General features: G+C 51.1%; 14 protein-coding genes. 8 read left to right on the top strand and 6 right to left on the bottom strand.

Annotation, left to right across the window (positions count from 1 at the left end):
• The first annotated feature begins 640 nt into the window (after window positions 1–640).
• The gene (gene glmM, locus LIX00_RS24720; RefSeq protein WP_227357604.1) at window positions 641–1954 is read left to right on the top strand and encodes a phosphoglucosamine mutase; all 1314 of its coding nucleotides are present in this window, start codon (window positions 641–643) and stop codon (window positions 1952–1954) included.
• 297 nt (window positions 1955–2251) lie between these two features.
• On the opposite strand, the gene LIX00_RS26225 is transcribed toward glmM, so the two are convergent.
• Window positions 2252–2416 (bottom strand): zinc ribbon domain-containing protein, encoded by a 165-nt coding sequence (locus LIX00_RS26225; RefSeq protein ID WP_368410795.1) that lies wholly within the window; start codon window positions 2414–2416, stop codon window positions 2252–2254.
• 529 nt (window positions 2417–2945) lie between these two features.
• Here LIX00_RS26225 and LIX00_RS24730 point away from each other — a divergent pair.
• Window positions 2946–3098 carry a DUF2080 family transposase-associated protein gene (locus LIX00_RS24730; protein ID WP_227357605.1) on the top strand — a complete coding sequence of 51 codons (153 nt, stop codon included), beginning with the start codon at window positions 2946–2948 and terminating at the stop codon, window positions 3096–3098.
• A 3-nt stretch (window positions 3099–3101) separates the two neighbouring features.
• Window positions 3102–4298 (top strand): RNA-guided endonuclease InsQ/TnpB family protein, encoded by a 1197-nt coding sequence (locus tag LIX00_RS24735; RefSeq protein WP_227357606.1) that lies wholly within the window; start codon window positions 3102–3104, stop codon window positions 4296–4298.
• A gap of 341 nt (window positions 4299–4639) precedes the next feature.
• On the opposite strand, the gene glmS is transcribed toward LIX00_RS24735, so the two are convergent.
• The 3 genes from glmS to LIX00_RS24750 all read right to left on the bottom strand — a co-directional run bounded on the left by glmS (window position 4640) and on the right by LIX00_RS24750 (window position 9042).
• Complete coding sequence (glmS, locus tag LIX00_RS24740; protein WP_227357607.1) at window positions 4640–6454, bottom strand: glutamine--fructose-6-phosphate transaminase (isomerizing); 1815 nt, start codon at window positions 6452–6454, stop codon at window positions 4640–4642.
• A 360-nt stretch (window positions 6455–6814) separates the two neighbouring features.
• Window positions 6815–8176, bottom strand: a complete 1362-nt coding sequence (locus LIX00_RS24745; RefSeq protein ID WP_227357608.1) for a thrombospondin type 3 repeat-containing protein — start codon at window positions 8174–8176, stop codon at window positions 6815–6817.
• Between the two features lie 293 nt (window positions 8177–8469).
• Window positions 8470–9042 carry a DUF7344 domain-containing protein gene (locus LIX00_RS24750; RefSeq protein ID WP_227357609.1) on the bottom strand — a complete coding sequence of 191 codons (573 nt, stop codon included), beginning with the start codon at window positions 9040–9042 and terminating at the stop codon, window positions 8470–8472.
• A 493-nt stretch (window positions 9043–9535) separates the two neighbouring features.
• On the opposite strand from LIX00_RS24750, the gene LIX00_RS24755 reads away from it, so the two are divergent.
• The 5 genes from LIX00_RS24755 to LIX00_RS24775 are packed head-to-tail and all read left to right on the top strand — an operon-like array spanning window position 9536 to window position 15905.
• Window positions 9536–10906, top strand: a complete 1371-nt coding sequence (locus LIX00_RS24755) for a nucleotide sugar dehydrogenase (RefSeq protein ID WP_227357610.1) — start codon at window positions 9536–9538, stop codon at window positions 10904–10906.
• On the top strand, window positions 10907–11860 hold the full coding sequence (locus LIX00_RS24760) for a glycosyltransferase family 2 protein (protein WP_227357611.1): 954 nt from the start codon (window positions 10907–10909) through the stop codon (window positions 11858–11860).
• On the top strand, window positions 11860–12921 hold the full coding sequence (locus tag LIX00_RS24765) for a DUF354 domain-containing protein (RefSeq protein WP_227357612.1): 1062 nt from the start codon (window positions 11860–11862) through the stop codon (window positions 12919–12921). Before LIX00_RS24760 ends, LIX00_RS24765 begins: the two co-directional genes overlap by 1 nt.
• A 44-nt stretch (window positions 12922–12965) precedes the next feature.
• Window positions 12966–14948 (top strand): hypothetical protein, encoded by a 1983-nt coding sequence (locus LIX00_RS24770; protein ID WP_227357613.1) that lies wholly within the window; start codon window positions 12966–12968, stop codon window positions 14946–14948.
• Between the two features lie 39 nt (window positions 14949–14987).
• A complete protein-coding gene (locus LIX00_RS24775; protein ID WP_227357614.1) occupies window positions 14988–15905 on the top strand; it encodes an NAD-dependent epimerase/dehydratase family protein in 918 nt (305 codons plus the stop codon).
• 30 nt (window positions 15906–15935) lie between these two features.
• Here the strand turns inward: LIX00_RS24775 and LIX00_RS24780 are convergent, their stop codons facing one another.
• Together LIX00_RS24780 and LIX00_RS24785 are read right to left on the bottom strand one after the other, a co-directional pair.
• Entirely contained in the window at window positions 15936–16895 is a 960-nt protein-coding gene (locus LIX00_RS24780; RefSeq protein ID WP_227357615.1) for a nucleotidyltransferase family protein, read from the bottom strand.
• A gap of 1028 nt (window positions 16896–17923) precedes the next feature.
• Complete coding sequence (locus tag LIX00_RS24785; protein ID WP_227357616.1) at window positions 17924–19192, bottom strand: DUF1616 domain-containing protein; 1269 nt, start codon at window positions 19190–19192, stop codon at window positions 17924–17926.
• Between the last annotated feature and the right edge of the window lie 41 nt (window positions 19193–19233).

Consider the following 19233-nt stretch of genomic DNA (forward strand, 5'->3'; position numbering starts at 1 on the left):
AAAGGTAGGTTGACTACTCCACCAATCAGGGTGGGCTGTTGACCACTTCATGTACTAAAGGAAAGAAAGACTAGTGAAATTAGGAAAGCCAATTGAAGCCATTAAAGAGCCTTAGAATGGTGTTTTCACTGGAAATGCGGTGTCCTTGAGGGCCATTGTCTACTCGTGAATAAGCCTTGATGAGGGAGAAGTAATTAATCGAAAGAAACGCGAGTACTGGATGGATCAGAAGTTACTCGGGAAACAAAAATTAATTAGCCGATGATATGAGGCAAAACGAATACCACGTTTCCACTGAAACCTAGCCAAGGTACCTCGACCTTTTCTTCAATTGAAGTGCTCGTGACTACGTCACTGGTTACTCATACCTTTTGACTAGCTTAATGGAATGTGACGAGATGCATCTGTATAAAACCTTCGAAACTTAGATGTGAGATCAATCTCGCCCACGCGTGCCTTGTGGCAACTATCTCCGGTTCTCTAAGTTGTGACTTCTGTTCTCTCAGTATTTCACTGGAAACCCGGTGTGTGTTTCTTCTTAATTTCGTCCGAATTGAGAGGATGTAAGACTGAACACCGTGTGGAAGGACATTACATACCCCACCGAAACCTTTTGCCCATTCCAATTGATGTACGTCCAATGTTCGGAACTAGCGGAATCCGCGGATCTGTTGGTGAAGTCGTTACGTCCGAGCTCGCACTTTCAATTGGCCGAGCGCTTGGCACGACCGACGCGGAGAGTGTCGTTATTGGTCGCGATCCACGAGAGAGTGGCCGATTTCTTGCTGACGCACTTTCAGCCGGTCTTCGCGAATGCGGAACAGACGTAGTGGATATCGGCCTCGCCGCAACACCTACGGTCGCCCGAAGCGTTAAGTGGCAAAACGCTGACGCGGGCGTTTCCATCACTGCGTCTCACAATCCACCGACGGACAACGGTATTAAACTTTGGAACCCATCTGGGCAGGCGTTCGATGCCGACCAGCGCGCAGAGATCACTCGGCTGGTCGAGGAGGAGACGTTTGATCTCGCCAGATGGGACGAATCCGGCGCGAAGATACAATGGGATGGTGCGCATGCAAAACATGTCAAAGCGCTCCGTGAGGCGGTTTCATCCGCTAATATTAGCGTTGTAGTGGATGTGGGTAATGGGGCAGGACAAGTCACTGCCGACGCTCTCTTCGAACTCGGTTGTAACGTCGAGACGCTGAACGCCCAACCCGATGGTCGATTTCCTGCACGTCCGAGCGAACCAACTGCAGAGAATTGCCAGTCGCTTTGTGACCACGTTGTAGCCACTAACGCTGATCTCGGTATTGCCCATGATGGCGACGCTGATCGCATGATGGCAGTGGACGAGAACGGCAACTTTCTGTCGGGTGATGTGTTGTTAACCCTCTTCGCACGTCAGCGAGCAGGCGACGGCCAGACCATCGCTACGCCCGTCGATACTAGCCTTATCGTTGAGGATGTACTGGCCAAGCAGGGCGCTGACGTAGTTCGGACACAGGTTGGCGATGTGTATGTTGCTGAGCGCGCGACCGAATCTAATGTTGTCTTCGGTGGTGAACAGTCAGGGGCATGGATCTGGCCAGACCAGACTCTCTGTCCCGACGGTTCACTTGCGGCGTGTCGGCTGGCAGAATTAGTCGCCCAAAATGGTCCACTATCGGAGCTCACCACTGAGATTGGTCAGTACCCAATTCGTCGGAAGAATATCGAGGTCGCAGATAAAACCGGTCTGATGGAGCGCCTTTCCGACGCTGTCACTGATCGCTACGCCGACGCCAACACCATCGACGGTGTGCGTGTCTCGCTTGATAAGGGTTGGTTCCTCATCCGCGCAAGTGGAACTGAGCCGTTGGTTCGAATCGCCGCAGAAGCCCGCGACCCCGACGCCGCGGACGCCGTATTTGAAATGGCGGACGAGTTCGTTGCCGAGCATATGAATTGACATCCTCCCCGCCCTAAAGCGCGAGGATTCCACAAAGTGGATCTTGCGGTTGCACGTTTCCTCAGTTCTCAAGGACACTTTCGCGTGGAACGTCAACGGTAGCTACCCAATTATGACCGACGGTGTGCATTACAGCGCGTGTAGCCGTATCAAAGCGGTCTTCCTCCCAATTAACTATGGGCATCCCCAGAAGTCGAAGACTTCTGATATGCGGACGAGACGTGAAGCGTCTCGTCAACGTCAAAGACGGCTGGCTGTTCAACTAGCAAGGGAGCACGGTTCGCGTCAGCCGAACTGCTACGCCGTGCATGGTCCTCTCTCTTGTTTACCGATGTTCGCCGCCGCGTTCAAATCAGCATGGGATTCCGAGCTACACGGCAGACATCGGAAATAATCGGTGTTCCGTGAGCAACGTTCACCACACGAAGAACAATTCTGACCAGTGTAGTCCGGCTCAACCAATTCTAGTCGGTTATCGACCTGTTCAGCCTTGTAGGTGATGAACGTCTAAAAGTGGTGGAAGTGCCACGAATAGATACTCGACTACCGGTACGGTTACGGATACCTTCGAGCGTTTCTATTCGAATCACAGGAATCTTAAAGTGGTTTAGTGAAAAGCGGTCTCAGAAGATGTACTGAGACCACCAAGGATTGGATGACAGGTGTCCCGTCGACGATTGCCACGGCGACGATGGGACATTAGTTCCTTTGAGCTGCATTTAGTAATAATTTTCGGCCCCGGAAAAATCACGATTTTCTGAAGTCTATTATACTATCACTTCTAATTTCTCTGGTCGTTATCTGAATTACAGGCACTAAAACCCCGTCGTTTACGGCGGGGATATAGCGTTCACAAGAGCGAATCTCTTGTTTGCGAACAAGACATAATGTGTCTCGTCAAAGCCGTCATCGTCTAGCTTACACGTGAGACTGCTATCCCGCAGGCCCACGGAATCAATATACTTTGGTCCCTACAATATCTACACAATGTATGGAACGGTTCGAAATCAATGGCCACGAAGTCGTGGACGGCGATGTGCGTGCGACCGGTAATGGTGCGCACGTCTACGTCCCACGGCGGTGGCTCGGCGCGGACGTGAAAATCGTTCCTGTTTCTGAACCAGATTCCGATTCCGGCGAGTAGACTATGCGATACAACTACCGATACAGGCTCGCCCCGTCCGACACTCACCGAGAGACGTTGGACTCCCACCGCGACCTGTATCGGCAAATGTACAACCACTTCTTCCACCGCCTCAACCACGAAGACGGGGCGACGAAGTACGTCGAAATCAATCAACTCCCATCGATTAAGCAGTGGTGGGACGTCCTCACCAACCTGTATTCACGTACACTTCAGAACGTCGTTGAGAAATTGTACACCAACCTCTCACGGCTAAAAGACGCGAAAGACGCAGGTCGGAAGGTTGGTCTCCTCAAGTGGAAAGCACCAACAGAATATCGGTCGTTCACGTATCGACAGTCTGGCTTGGAACTCAAGAACACGAGTGGTCAGCCTGTTCTCCGACTCTCAAAAATCGGTGAGATACCAGTCCGAATGTACCGAGACATTCCAGATGGTGCGAAACTCAAGCAAGTCACGGTGAAGAAGGAACCGACCAGTGAGTGGTTCGCCATCTTCGGTATTGAGACGCCTGACGACCCACCCGAGAAGCCCGACGAACTTACGGACGTTGTGGGTATCGACGTAGGCATTCTTAAGTACGCTCACGACACCGACGGAACTGCTGTTGAATCGCTCGACCTCTCGGACGAACGTGAGCGACTGAAACACGCACAACGTGACCATTCGCGCAAACAACACGGGTCGGCGAACTACCGCAACCAACAGCGTGTCGTTGCATGTCGTCATGCGGAATTGAAGCAAAAACGCCGCGACTTCTTGCACAAACTCTCAAACTACTATGCTCGGGAGCACGACCTCGTGGCGGTCGAAGACCTGAACGCCGCCGAGATGATGCAATTCGATTCGAATTCACGCAACCGAGCAGCCGCCGCATGGGGCACGTTTCTCCGGCTGCTCGAATACAAGTGTGAACGGGAAGGAACGCATTTTGTCGTGATTGACCCGAGAAACACGACGATGGAATGTGCGTCTTGCGGCGTGAAGACGGACAAACCGCTCTGGGTGCGCGAGCTTTCGTGTCCTGCGTGTGGGTTCGAAGCGAATCGAGACGCGAATGCGGCATGGAATATCCTTGTTCGCGGTCTCAAAAAAGTAGGAACGGGCTGTCCCGAATCAATGCCTGCGGAGACTGCGCTCCCTACGGACACCGTTGTGTCTGCAAAGCGCGTCGTGGAAACAGGAAGCCCCGCCCGTTAGGGCGGGGAGGAGTCACCTCTCCATCTTGTCTCTAATAATGAAAATAGTAAGTTAAATAATCCTAAGATACCATCTTTGCGCGCCTCCTAGTTAGTCACCCGATAATAAAACGCTCTCCATACGATGAATGGCTAATGACTACCACTGACTGGAGTGCTCGATACCTTAGTCTTGCTGTCTTCGGTACTGTTGGAACAGTCGTTATGTGGTTCGTCAATGACACATTCGTTATTTATATTGCGCTCGTCACTGTCGCAGCGTTCGCGGTACTAGCGCTTATTCACGCCTATCGACTCCGCAACTCACCGCAGTATTAAAAGCCCTAATAACCACTCGTTCGGCTATTCGACGGTCACGCTCTTCGCCAGATTGCGCGGTTTATCAATGGGGCGACCAAGGTCGTAGGCTGCGTAATAGGAGACCAACTGCACTTGGACGTTTGCTAGCAGCCCTGACCAGACAGGATGGGTCTCGGGGATTGTGAGGAAGCTATCCGCGACGTTCATCGCCGCGTGGTTCTCGTTTGCTATAGCAACGATAGGTGCGCCACGTGCCTGCGCTTCTTCTGCATTCTTCAGCGTCTTCTCGTCGTTATTGCCATTGAACAGCGCGAACACCGGCGTCTCTGGCGTTACGAGTGCTAGTGGACCATGTTTCAATTCGCCAGATGCGAAGCCTTCAGCATGCTCGTAGGTGATCTCCTTGAACTTGAGCGCACCCTCCTTGGCGACAGCATTGTTGAGACCTCGTCCGATGAAGAAGAATGACTGGCTGCCGGAGTACTGGCTTGCAATGCGGTTCGCATCCGTCGAAGCTAGCACTTGTTCAACGTTATCAGGCAAGCGATCTAGACTTTGTAAGAGCGATGTTTTGTCCTCCGGGGGTTTTGCCGTCTCGATATCCTCGGCAAGGCGAATGGCAAGCAAGGATAGTGTGACAGCTTGGGAGGAGAATGTTTTGGTGGCAGCGACGCCGATCTCAGGTCCTGCACGGATGAACAGTGCGTCGTCGGCTCTGCGAGCTGCTGTCGAACCCATTACGTTCGTCACCGTGATGGCTCGCGCGCCTTGTTCTTGGGCTTGTCGGAGCGCACCGAGCGTATCCGCCGTCTCACCGCTTTGGGTGACCGCGATGACTAGTGTATTCTTCGTGACTGGGCCAGGTATGGATCCTACGTATTCGCTTGCACGGAATGCCTGCGCTCGGATACCTGCTTCATTGAGCAAGTGTCGGCCGTAGAGAGCTGCATGGTACGATGTACCGCACGCAACCAAGTGTACATCGTCGATACCACTAAACGTTCCTTTGGGGAAGTCTTCGAGTTTGACTTCACCGTCTTTCACCCGCCCTTCGATGGTGTTCGCCAGCGCATTGGGCTGTTCATGTATCTCCTTGAGCATGTAGTGATCGTACCCACCCTTTCCAGCATCTTCAGGATTCCAATCGATTTGTTCGACGTCGCGGGTAACGCGATCTCCGTCAAGATTGGTCATCGTAACGCCGTTTGGTTCAAGAACCGCAATATCACCGTCTTCGAAGTAGACGACTTTGTCGGTGTGATCGAGGAATGCAGGTACATCACTGGCGAGGTAGTACTCGTCGTTATCGAGCCCAAGGATGAGTGGCGAGCCCTGTCGAGCCGCATAGATAGCGTGGTCGCCATCAACGAGTGCCGCGACTGCATAGCTTCCTTTAAGGTCACGGATGGTCATTCGAAATGCTTCCTCGATGCTTGGCGCCGATTCGAGATACTGTTCAAAGAGATGCGGAATGACTTCAGTGTCGGTGTCGCTCGTAAACTCGTGTCCTTGCTCTTTGAGCCATGTTTTTAGCTCCGCGTAGTTTTCGATAATTCCATTATGGACGACGGCGACTTTGTCGGTTTCGCTCGTATGCGGATGGGCATTCTCGTCGGTCGGCGGACCGTGCGTACTCCAACGAGTGTGACCGATACCCACGTTTCCTTTTGGAACATTCCCGACGATCGTGTCTTTTAGCTCCGAGATTTGCCCCGACTGCTTATAGACGGAAATTCCAGCGCCATTTTGAATTGCGACACCAGCTGAATCGTAGCCTCGATATTCAAGATTTTGAAGTCCTGTGACAAGCTTTGTGATGGCATCGCCGTCACCGATACGGGCAATAATTCCACACATCTACGTCCCCTCCTTTTGGAGTACGGACTGCTCACGTTGGGTCTTGGAGGACAACTGTCGCTCCGTAAAGCAGCCCACTTTGAAACGAGCTGTCTTGTGTCCGTCTGTTAGCTTTGGGTGGTTCATAGGTGTAGTATCCTGTAACCACGCCGTCGAATTCCGAGAACGACGGGTGGCCCTTAGACCGAATATCCCACCCTAGCCCCATTACTATAGACTGGTTAAGGTGGTACCTTAGTAAGGCTGTAAACGAATAGATTAGACGTCATAAATGGGTCATATAGAAGTAGTTTTGTTTATAATGTTTAGTTTTGGTTTATCCACATTGAAAATTTCGAACCTAAATTTTAGAAAATTACGCTATTGGTCTTCTTCTTGCTGTGAATTCTGCGTTTCTAAGTCCTCTCCGTAGAGGATAACTATATTTTTTCTTCCAATATTTATCTTGCTAATTTGTTGGCTGTCTTCCATTTTTGAGAGCAATCGACTCACCTTCGATTTTGACCAACCCGTTTTATCAATAATACTGCTTTGGGGGAGCCGACCACCATTCTCGCGTATGAGGTCAAGTACGCGATCTTCATCGGTGAGGACCTCTTCAGTTTGGACTGTAGATGGGGAAGTAGTGTCTCGAGTTTCATCATTGTCGAATATAGTCGAAAACCAGTCTGTTCCGTTACGCTGAATTAGTAGTGCTCCTCCAATAAGTAGCGCGAATAGAATCACATAAATCCCTCCTATAATAAAACTCCCTGTGGGATTGGTGTTAAATTCATGCTCAAATTCATCGTTTAAACCGTCGTTATCCGTATCCTTCTGAGTAGGATTCGTACCAATTCGTTGCTCAACTCCGTCGTTGAGCCCGTCATTGTCGGTATCTTTCTCAGTTGGATCGGTGAGACTCTCAACTTCCTCGCTATCGTTTAATCCATCTCCGTCAGAGTCTGCCTTGACCGGATTCGTACTAATATCATGTTCTGCGGCATCTGTTAGACCATCGGCATCCGTATCTGCGTTACTAGCGTTTGTCTGCAGTTCAACTTCAGTTTTATCGTCTAACCCATCTCCATCGGTGTCTACTTTGGTTGCGTTTGCTCCTATTGTGATCTCCTGGGCATCAGGGAGTCCGTCATTGTCACTATCAGTATTAATTGGGTCAGTATTGTAACTGTTTACTTCTTCGCCATCATCGAGTCCATCTGTGTCAGTATCTGTGCTAGTAATATTGGTTCCGAGGCTGATCTCCTCCTCGTTCGTTAAACTATCACTGTCTAAATCCCCTGTTTTTGTAAGAATATACGTCGAGATGGTTTTCTGAGCCAGAATAGACTTCTCATTTTTCACTGTAATCATCGTTGTTTGAGGCCCAGTTACGTTCGATGAGACATTGCCAAATGTAAAATTGGTCTGTTGCACAGCATTCGCCATGAGCGATACCTCTTGGCACTGGGATGTTGTTGTATTATTGGTGCTAAGCTCCCGATGATTCATACAAACCTCATGATTACCGGAGTGGTTCCCAGTGTAGAGGGTGACACTTAGGTTATGAGCTTCTGACTGCCAGAGATATGTAACGTTCTCTTCAGTTTTGATGACACCTTGTCCTGAGTATGAGGCGTTTTGGATAATAAGTGAATTACTTGATGGTTTTCCCACTGTGGAAGTCATACCAGCAAGTAAAAGCAGGAACGTGAAGAAGATGACAAGTGTCTTATTGGTCATTTTTCGAAGTCTGGCTTCTGTTTCGGTGTGTAAACCGTTCTGTCTTTAGCATTCTTCTGGGAAGTATTTTTCCTTTGGGGTTGTACCACTACTACATATATTTTCTGAATGAGCTGTTAGTGATGATTTATTGTAGACATTATAGAGCGTTTCGTTAGTTTTGAAGGAGAGACGTCGGCTACAGACCTCACAAAGCTTTCATTAGATCATAGCTAATTCACCGCTATCCGCTGAATTCGCAAAAAAACACGCGAACGTTGCCCAGTGGTGAACTTCTTCCCGAGTACTCTAATCTAGACTAGTCGGTGAAAGGACGCCAACAATCCAAACATAGTGACAATAAAAATATTTGCTATCGTCTGCGGAACTACAGTAAATGGGTTGATATTAAATGTTGTTCCTATAAGAAGAATCGTACTTATGCCAGAAATACCTAGGTAGTAGTATTCCCAGCGGAAATCCTTATTTTCGCTATTCGCCTCTTCGTCAGCTTTGGTTTCATGTGGTTCGAGATAGTTGTAGAGGATTTCAGCTGCGTCCGTCTTTTGGACCGTTCCGCGGCTCTGATCGTATTCTATGATCCCCTTTTCGTCAAGCTTTGGAAGGTGAGACTGATAAAGCGGGATATATGCGCGTTGGCGCTCATTTGATGAAAGCGCCTGTACTGTAGTATTGTTTTCCCACGCCGCCACTTGTTCAGCGAGGTCACGCATTGCCACTTGCCCCTCTGTTTTCTTGAGGTACCGCAAAATACTACGTCTCCTCTCATTCTGCAGCAAGTGGTATATCTGATCTTCTTCCAATCTTAACGATGGTTCCGATGTCGTCGTATCCGGTTGATTTTCGACTTGTTGTGCTGTACTCATGATCACAAATTAGAGGAGGATTAGTAATAAAGCGGGAAGATAATCCCAGAAGTTGCAGTCACCTTTTCGGTTGTTTTCGCTTCAGTTTTTACATTTGAACCGTTTATTGAGTTTTCTCTCTACCGTTTCACTCTGTTTTGAACTCCACAAATTTTCAGACTCTCTTTCCCTTGTTAATAGAAGCGTTCGTATCTATTTGTTTCCATGTGGGATTATAGGTGATAGCTGTTACGAGGTGGTCTTGATACACTTCTTCATCAATACGCGTACCATGAGTTTATGTAACATGGAAATCGCCCGACGAGACGCCAATTTCTGGCTATGAATTTCTTAGCCACTGTATAATAAAGCGTACTGGGTTTCATCCCTTCAAGCGAGGCTCGTGTCCGACCGGACGTGCGAGGGCGAGCATACCTCCGAACCCCTTGTTTCCGGTCGCTCCAGCGCCGTTTCCGTTGGCGTGGGAGAGCGAAAATACGGAGGAAAATCACTCATGAACCCGACGATAGGAGATATCGACAGTCAGCCAGAACACTCCGGAAGTGATGAGAGTGACGTTAAAAAAAGTATGGACGCTACGATCTGCGTCGTCGGCCTTGGTTATGTTGGCCTTCCGCTGGCGGTCGGATTTGATCAAGAAGGATACAGCGTCGTCGGTTTCGATATCGACGACACAAAAGTTGAAACTCTTCGCAGAGGGACGGATACGACGGGTGATCTCGGTGATGAGACCATCATAGAAAGCGACATTGCATACACGGACGATCCGAGCGAGATTACTCATGCAGACTACGTGATGATCACCGTCCCAACCCCGGTGGATCAGAACCACCAGCCGAATCTCGATTTTATTGAGAGTGCTGGAAACGTTGTCGGTAAGCATATGTCCCCCAATACGACGGTCATTCTCGAATCAACCGTCTTCCCTGGCGCAACTCGTGAAGTGCTCGTTCCCGCTGTTGAGGAAACCTCGGGCCTCACGTGCGGTGAAGATTTTTATGTTGGCTATTCTCCTGAGCGTGCGACGCCAGGTGACCCTGAACACGGCCTACGCGATGTCGTGAAGGTTGTCAGTGGTATGAATAGCGATGTTTGCGATGACATTGCCGATCTTTACGCGACAATCATCGACGCAGGTGTTCACAAAGCAGATTCTATTGAGGTTGCGGAGGCGAGTAAAGTCGTCGAGAATATCCAACGCGATCTGAATATCGCCCTCGTAAATGAACTCGCGATGGCCTTCGAAAGCATGGACATGGATATTGATACGCGTGCTGTGCTTGAAGCATCAGGCACGAAGTGGAACTTCCATCAGTACCGCCCTGGACTGGTCGGCGGTCACTGTATCCCCGTCGACCCATATTTCTTTATTCACCGCTCCAAGCAGTCTGGTTTCACGCCACATCTCATCGAACAGGGCCGGGCTGTAAACGAATCGATGCCGGTCCATATATCTAATATGATGATAAAGGAGTTGAATAAGGCAGGCAAGACTCTTCGAGACAGTCGCGTTCTCGTACTTGGACTAACCTACAAGGCGAACGTGGCTGATATCCGTGCTTCGAAGGTGGATGGCATCATCCGCCAGCTTCATGAGTTCGATATTGATGTTGTCGGTTACGATCCTCATGGAGACGATGACTTCATGCGCGAGAAATTTGGGATTCCGATGCAAGAAGAGGATGAATTCTCCTTCGAGGCATTTGACGGTGTTGTCCTCGCCACACCTCACCGCGAATTCTACGATGTGAACTTAGTGGACGCCCAGTCACAGATGAATGAGAATCCCGTCTTCATGGACGTGACCGGCGCATTCGACGCTGAGACAGTCTCTCAAGCTGGCTTCGCCTATCGGAGGGTTTAGATGTACGAGGGGCACACGATAGGGGTCGTCGTGCCCGCATACAATGAAGAGGGGTTCGTCGGCGATGTCCTTGATTCACTCCCCGACTTTGTTGATCGCGTCTACGCCATCGATGACGCCTCGACCGACGGTACATGGGAGGAGATTAGTGCACACTCGGCCATCGAGCGTGCGCCACGTGCAGGCATAAGCAACGATACTGATGGTTGGGTTGTCGCAATCCGACACGACCGAAATCGCGGTGCCGGCGGGGCCATCAAGACAGGCTACCTTGCTGCTCGCGAGGACGGCATTGATGTGACTGTCACCATCGACGCAGACGGACAGATGAACCCTAATATGATGACACGGTTTATCGATCCCATTGTGGCGGGTGAGGCCGATTACGCGAAGGGCAACCGCTTGTCGAATCCTGAATATCGCTATGATATGCCACGGTTCCGGTTGTTCGGCAACTATTTACTGACCGGCCTGACGCGTATCGCCAGTGGCTACTGGAATGTGACTGACCCACAGAATGGCTACACTGCCATCTCACTGACGGCGCTCGAAGCCATCGATCTTGAAGGGATGTATGAGTACTATGGCTATTGCAACGATATTCTTGTGAAACTGAATGTTGCGGGGATGCAAGTCGTTGATGTTGACATGCCCGCCAGCTATGGCGATGAGGAAAGTAGCATCAAGTATGCTGACTACATTCCGAAAGTGTCGCTCATGCTTCTTCGAAACTTCCTCTGGCGACTTGGATCGCGTTACCGAAAGCATCCGCTTGGACTAGCGTATGGCCTTGGAATGGTCACTACACTATTAGGCATCTTCTTTGGCATTCACGCCTTTTGGGCAGCACTCACCAGGGCGGAAAGCACCGATGTACGTAAATCACTTACGTCGTTCGCTGTAGGTGCTTTCAGCATTCTCGCTGGAATCCTACTTGACAGGAGAGAAAAATAATGAGAGTGTTCGTCACTATTCAGCATCCAGCGCATGTTCACTTTTTCCGTAACGCCATCGCGGAACTGGAGAGTGAGGGCCATGAGGTGCACGTCTTCGCTCGTGAAAAGGAGATGGCGGTTGAACTGCTCCAACGATATGATATTGACCACGAAGTGTTGGCCGGTGCCGCATCAGGGCTATCGCAACTTGCACGAGTCCAGGCCACCTACGAGGCGCGCCTACTCTACCGCGCAGTGCGGCTGAAACCCGATGTGATAACCGCTATTGGTGGCGTTGCGGCGGCTCATGTTGCCAAACTCGTCGGCGCGCGGAGCACTATCTTCTACGACACAGAGCATGCGAAACTCATCCAGAACCTCGCATTCCCGTTCGCGGATGCCGTTTACACACCTAGCTGTTACATGGGAAGTATCGGACCAAAGCAAGTACGGTATTCCGGATACCATGAACTCGCGTACCTCCACCCCGACCGATTCACGCCTGATCCGAGCGTCCTCTCCAATCTCGGTCTTGATCAAGAGGACACATTTGTCGTTCTCAGACTCATTGAGTGGGGGGCATCACACGATGTTGGTCAAGCTGGGTTTGACGATGTGTGCGACGTTGTCTCACGACTCGAAGCTGCGGGTGCGGAGGTGCTCATCACATCTGAACGGTCACTCCCGTCGACGCTTGAATCATGCCGTGTGACTGTCGAACCCCATCGGATGCACGATCTGTTAGCCTATGCCGACCTGTTCGTCGGCGAGGGCGCGACAATGGCGGCGGAGAGTGCTGTTCTCGGAACACCAGCCATCTATGTCAATACGCTCACGATGGGATACACAGATGAACTGGATGAACGCTACGGACTGCTCTTTAACTATCAGGAAGATGACCGCCACATACGAGCGCTAGAGAAAGCAGTCGAAATCCTCGAAGGCAACGATGATTGGCAGGAACGCCGCGAGCAACTGCTGATGGATAAGGTCGATACGACTAATGTGATTATGCGTGCAGTCGCCGGTCGCGGTGAATTAGCGAGCGGTCAGGCGGGTAAGTCAAACGCGGAGGTTTAAACATCATGATGAACCCACGACTCGACGGAGGACGACGATAACCCATGTTCGGACAGATGTCTAATTGGTTAAAACAACGACGACTCGACGTTGACGCCGCTACCGTCGGCTTCATCATTGCACTCTGCTTATTCCCACTGCGATTTTTCGCCTCCCAGGTGTACATCAAGACGATTCCTATCGTTCTTGGATTAGCCTGTGCACTCTATCTCCTCGCGGTTCGCAATGACCGTGAGACAATGGAGATGTTCCCATCTTTCTCGCGCCCGGTGGCACAGATCCTTCCGAGCGCCGTCTTCCTGACGGTGGCGGTGATGGTCGCCGTCGCGCTCTACTCAGGAGAGCGTTCCGTGCTTTTCCACCTCCTTACGGGCATTACGGGGACGTTCATCATGCTCCAGATACTGTTTACCGATGACGAGGATTTCCTGCCGGCACTTCTGCTCGCACAAATACTTGTGCTGGCGGTCGTCGTCCGGTTCATGGCGGTGTACACTACACCGTCATACATCGGTATTGATATCTGGACGCACATCACACAATTGGCGCAGGGCGTCTTGAACCAGCATTCGCTTTCGGCCATGCAGGGGAACAAGCACATTGCCGCACCACTGTACCACCTGCTAGTTGCATCGTCAGCGATGCTCTATGATGTATCAATCCGTAATGCACTCTATCTCTCCATTGGTGTTGCCATGCCAGCGATTATCCTATTTATCTACGGTGCGACGAAGCTCCTCGTACCGGCGCGGTGGGCGGTGTTTGCGGCGATGCTTTACTCGATCGGCGACTATGTCATTGAGTGGGGTATCCACCTTATACCGACGAGCCACGGGTTGTTGTTCTTCCTTGCTATCATCTATGCTCTCCTACGAATCATGCAGTTGGAATATAACGCACGAGACTTCAGTCTACTCGTGTTCCTCTCCATTGCCATCATACTGACCCACCAAGTCTCGACATTCATCATGCTCGTCGTCCTCTTTTCGGGACTGCTTGCACAATTTGTTCTCAAACTCGGTTTCTTCCAAACGACGGCTCGCAGACCTGGCGTCTACCGGAAGATGGAGCCAGTGAACCTCGCAGGACTACTTGCATTCGACATGGGTCTCATCACATTCATGTGGTCGTTCACGCCGTACAACGGCAATTCATTCCTCGAGACTGTAATATCATATCTTGCCCAGACGATGAGAGAGAGCTTCGGATTTCTGAATATCGTCTCCAAGAACTCTGAGGCGATCAAACTCCCTCCATCGACGTTCATTGAGACTGTAGCGTCGTATATTGACGTGATGGGCTTCCTGATACTGTTCGGGCTGACTGTTGTCGGCTGTCTATACGTCCTGCGGCGAAAGCGCATCTCACACTCAGTATTCACGTTGCTCTTTGCGACCGTCGTAATGACGGTTTTCACGCTTGGCCTCCCGCTGTTCGGTATTCGGAACTTCATCCCGCAGCGATGGTTTGCGTTCCTCTACGCACCGATGGTGATCCTCGCTGCGATCGGTGTGGGCTATCTCGTCCACAACCTTGATCGACGAATCATCGTCGCTACTTTGGTCGTCGTGGCTTGTCTTTACCCAAGTGTGATGGTGATGTCGAGTCACGGTGCTATCGACAGCCCCGTTTTCCCAAGCGAACAAGAACGATTGTCCTACACTGAACCAGAGATGGCTGCTGTCCACACCATTGCGAACATGACCGGATCGCCGGACTCTGCGAATATCTATCCAAACCAGGTGCTGCGAACAGATCACCCCTATCAGACAGTGTTTGTCAGAACAGGGGCATATCCCGCAGACGCAGCCAATCTCTCAGTGCATGGCGGGCCGACCAACCATCCGATCACCGTCTATCGTGAGTATCAATCCACGGGTGCGCCGCAGTTCCGACTCGTCGATAAGAGCGAGAATGCGAGCGTTCCGGTTCGGCGAACCGTCTCGCGTGAACGGATTTGCCGTCCCGGTCAAAGTATTCTATATACGAACGGTGATGTCACTATGTGTGCGAATCGGTCGGTGTAGAGGGGAATCCTTTTCTCGTGCCCCTGTGGACTTTGGGGTATGCAGGAAAAGCGCGCACTTGTGACCGGCGGCGCAGGGTTCATTGGATCGAATCTAGCTAACCACCTTGCCGAAAAAAACGAGGTTATTGCCATCGACGATGGCTATCTTGGAACACCCGAGAACCTAGATGAGACCGTCGAATTCCATGAGCAGAGCGTTCTTGAAGATGACCTCCCCACGGACGTTGACGTGGTCTTTCACCTTGCAGCGCTCTCCTCGTATAAGATGCATGAGGAGAATCCCACAAAAGGTGCGAGGGTGAACGTCGAAGGCTTTGTTAACACCGTTGAACAGGCCCGCAACGATGACTGTGACACTATCGTCTACGCCTCCACATCCTCCATCTATGGTAGCCGTACAGAGCCATCACCAGAGTATATGGATGTGAAAGCCCGAACGGGGTACGAAGCGTCGAAGCTTTCCCGTGAACGCTACGGCGAGTACTTCGCCAACCACTACGACATGAACGTAGCTGGAATGCGGTTTTTCTCGGTGTATCAAGGCTACGGTGGTGCAGAAGAGCACAAGGGGGAATTCGCCAACATCATCGCGCAGTTTGCCGATGAGATTGCCAACGGTAAATCGCCGGAAATTTACGGCGACGGGAGCCAGACCCGTGATTTCACCCATGTCTCCGACATCGTTCGTGGCCTCGAACTCGCTGCAGAGAACGAACTGACGGGCATCTACAACCTCGGCACCGGCACGAGTTACGATTTCGACACGGTCGTCGAATACATCAACCGCGAACTCGGCACTAACGTAGAACCTACCTACGTCGAGAACCCCATCTCAGAGGACGTGTACGTCCACGACACGAAAGCCGATGTGACGAAGTTCAAAAATGCCACTGGATGGAAACCAAAAATCAATTTCAAAGATGGCGTCCGTCAGGTTTGCGAGCAGTATCAGTAGGCGATACTGGTAGCCAGATTCGCTTGGTTATCAGTCTATTCGGGTGTGCGCGCCGATGACCGCACCGGCTAGATCCATGCTTTCGATATGTGTCTCCTCATCGATGATGGATTCGCATACCTCGCAGTCCCGCACCATCGCATCCTCGAACACGACGGTCTTATTGAGGTCCGCGTTTTGAAGCGTCACATTGTCCATCACATGGACGTTCCCGCCGACGGTCGCATCCTTTAGCGTGGCCGACTCGGCGACGTAAGAGTCGCCATTGAGGTACCACGCGACCGCATCGAGGTAGCTCTCCGGTGTGCCGATATCGAACCACGCCTCTTCGAATGTGTATGCATACACATCACGGCGCGACTGGAGCCACTGGACGAACCACCCTGGCTCGTCGGGGTTGTTGTCCCCGTTCAGATAGTTGGTGAGCGCAGGAAGCGTGTCTCGAGTGAATGCGTAGCAGGCGATTGAAACGAGTGTGGACTTCGGATCTTCAGGTTTCTCCTGGAAGTCCACGACACGATCACCGTCGAGGGTGACGAGTCCATAAGATTTTGCTTGTTCCCTGCTCTCCACGTCATAGGCGGCGAGGATTGGAGACTTCTTGGTTTCGAAGAAGTCGACGAAGTCGCTCACGTCGAAGCTAATGAGATTGTCGCCCGCGATAACGACGAGGTCGTCGTCGACCTCTTCACGATCGACGAGCTGGGCGAGTGCCCCGACGACTCCAAATTTCTCATCTTCTTCGGAAGTGTCCTCCACGCTCACCTGCGGTTTCTCGAATCGGCTCTCGGCGAGGTGGGTTTCGAAGTCCTCGGCGAAGCGCTCGTTGGTGCTGACGTAGACGGTGTCAATACGATCGTCAGCTTCCAAATCGGCGAAGATTCGGTCGATGACCGTGGTCTCCCCGATCGGCAGGAACATCTTCGGTCGATGTTTCGTAATTGGCCACAAGCGAGTCGCGTATCCGCCAGCTAAAACAACAGCCTCCATAGTTCCCAGTTGATTTCTGCGCCCTTCATTATGTAGTGTTTAATCACTCTGGGACAAAACTAACGTGTTACTTGCTTACACTGCTCATTTCGATAATTATGATTAGTCCTATCATCTTCTTCTACTACTTTCGTCTGCTTGACATTAGTATTCCTGATATCCCATTGTATAACCAGCGGAGGAACACAACGAACATGAAGATGATCTCGAATACGACAAGTGGCTGCAGCCTTGCATCGTCTATCATTCGGAGAAATAAAGCAGGAATTGGCCGACAAGACCGTAATGCTATTCAGATGTTGGAAGATGGACAACTGGCTACAATACAACCTCTGGCTTTAATCTCTCGCCCAGGATAAATGGAGAGATGATGTCGCCAATGAGATGAGAGATGTAGCCGACTCCAGGTGTAGTGGCGTAGTGAAGGGAATGTCGCCACCACACAAGTGCTATGACAATCGCCAATACATTAGGTATGATAAATTTGGAATGAGTGACCGAGTATCCAGTGAAGAAGTGCCTATACGACTACGATAGCGGCTTGTGACCTCCTCCACGCCGTTCACGGCGTGGCATCCCACCATGGGATATCGGCCAATAGCCTTTGAGGTTCTAACCCGCACTCGGAGGGAACCGGCGACACACCGGGGGAATCTCTCGGTTTGACTCCCATGATAGGGCTATGGCCCAATCACGCAGGCCCCATCTCCGACCGAATCATCGGCATACGTGTGCTCTCTGGTATGACTCTCTCCATCGGAGTAGCACGTCGAAACACGAAGTACAGACGCTTAAACGTACCGTCGTGGGATATCCGGCCTCGCAACCGACGGCGGGTAGTCGGCCGGGTCTACCGTTCGACTCGCGCCTAAAGACGCGGGTATACATTACAAACTACTATAAGGTCGGGTAAGAGAGTGACGAACCTTAGATAAATACTTCCTTTTTACCTGGCGGCGTTCGACGCCTAAGATTCACCGTTAGAGAGTAATACAGGTACCCGAATGCGAGATGCTCCCACGGCCACGTTATGTGCGGTTATTTAGATGACTCTCATCGCGATCGAAAAACCCGTCATCAGTCGTTGTCGTACGACCTGACTGAGTTGTCGTTCCGAAGCCAGCAGTAGTGTTACTAGGTTGGGTGGTCGTTCCAAAGCCTGTAGTCGTACTTTGAGTTGTGCCTGTTGTTGCGGTAATTGATGTCGGACCTGCCGACGTTGTGGTAGTCGTAGTTGAAGGAGGCGTTGTAGTTGAAGGAGGCGTCGTAGTCGAAGTAGATAGGGTAGAGGTTTGTGCCGGCTCGGTGGTCTGCCCATCGGTGGTCAACCCTTGCTCGTCACTTTCGGTTGTCTGATTTTGAGTTGGAGCGTTCTGAGTTGACAACCACAGTCGGATCGTACGATAGGGATTTCCGGACGGATCGCCTTTATAAAGCCTAAGTTGGAGTCGGACGTTATCGCCAGTGATAGACGGGTCACCGGTGAGTGTCACCTGCTTAGTTTGGCCCTCATTGACCGCTATTTGGTTCTCGGCGAACTTTGTCTGTTCAACAGTATTCCCATTCTCGACGCGTTGTAGAACAGCGACCACGGTATACTGTACGCGTTCTCCCTCACGGTTACCGACGTGTACAGTCACTCCTTCTCCACTGAGGTCTGTCTGGTATAGGGTATTCGTATCACTACTTATATTATTTGTATCTACATAGAATTCTGTGAATTGTTTTCCTTGCGGTGGGTGAAAGACCGCAAAGCCGACACTCGACGCGACAAGCAGGAAGCTGATAACAATCCCAATATTCAACATAGCGGTCATATCTGAATCTCCCCGTCGTCCTGGACTGAACAAGAGTCCCGGAACCCCTGGCGAGTACCGATGTTCTGCGGGAACACGTATTCGGCGCACTAGCGCGACCAATGTGAAAATTGCAGTGAAACTAATGACACCGATTAGAATCGGGCGCAGTGTCACTCCCCACGGTGTAAAGCTGGCAACTGCCGCGATCATAGGAACAATACCGACGCTCAGTGCGACAGCGAGCCCAATCCGTTCAGGTCCGCCCAATGCGTACGTTGAGTCAGTATCAAGAATTCCAAATTGTCGGTCTCCGTCCTCACCGCCACCAGGAAACATTGCTGAAATGAGAACGTAGCCTGGGAGGAAAACAACAAGCGGAAGCATGAATAAGACGCGTACTCGACCACTAAGTCCAATAAACGCCGCAAAACCACTGCCAATGGTCAACGCAAGTGCCACTACGAGGTCTACAAACCACCAGCGGCTATTCGTACTCATTGTGCTCAGAGTGGTATGGTGGAGGTTTTATTATACGGCCC

It is taken from the genome of Haladaptatus salinisoli (assembly GCF_020614375.1).
GTDB lineage: Archaea > Halobacteriota > Halobacteria > Halobacteriales > Haladaptataceae > Haladaptatus > Haladaptatus salinisoli.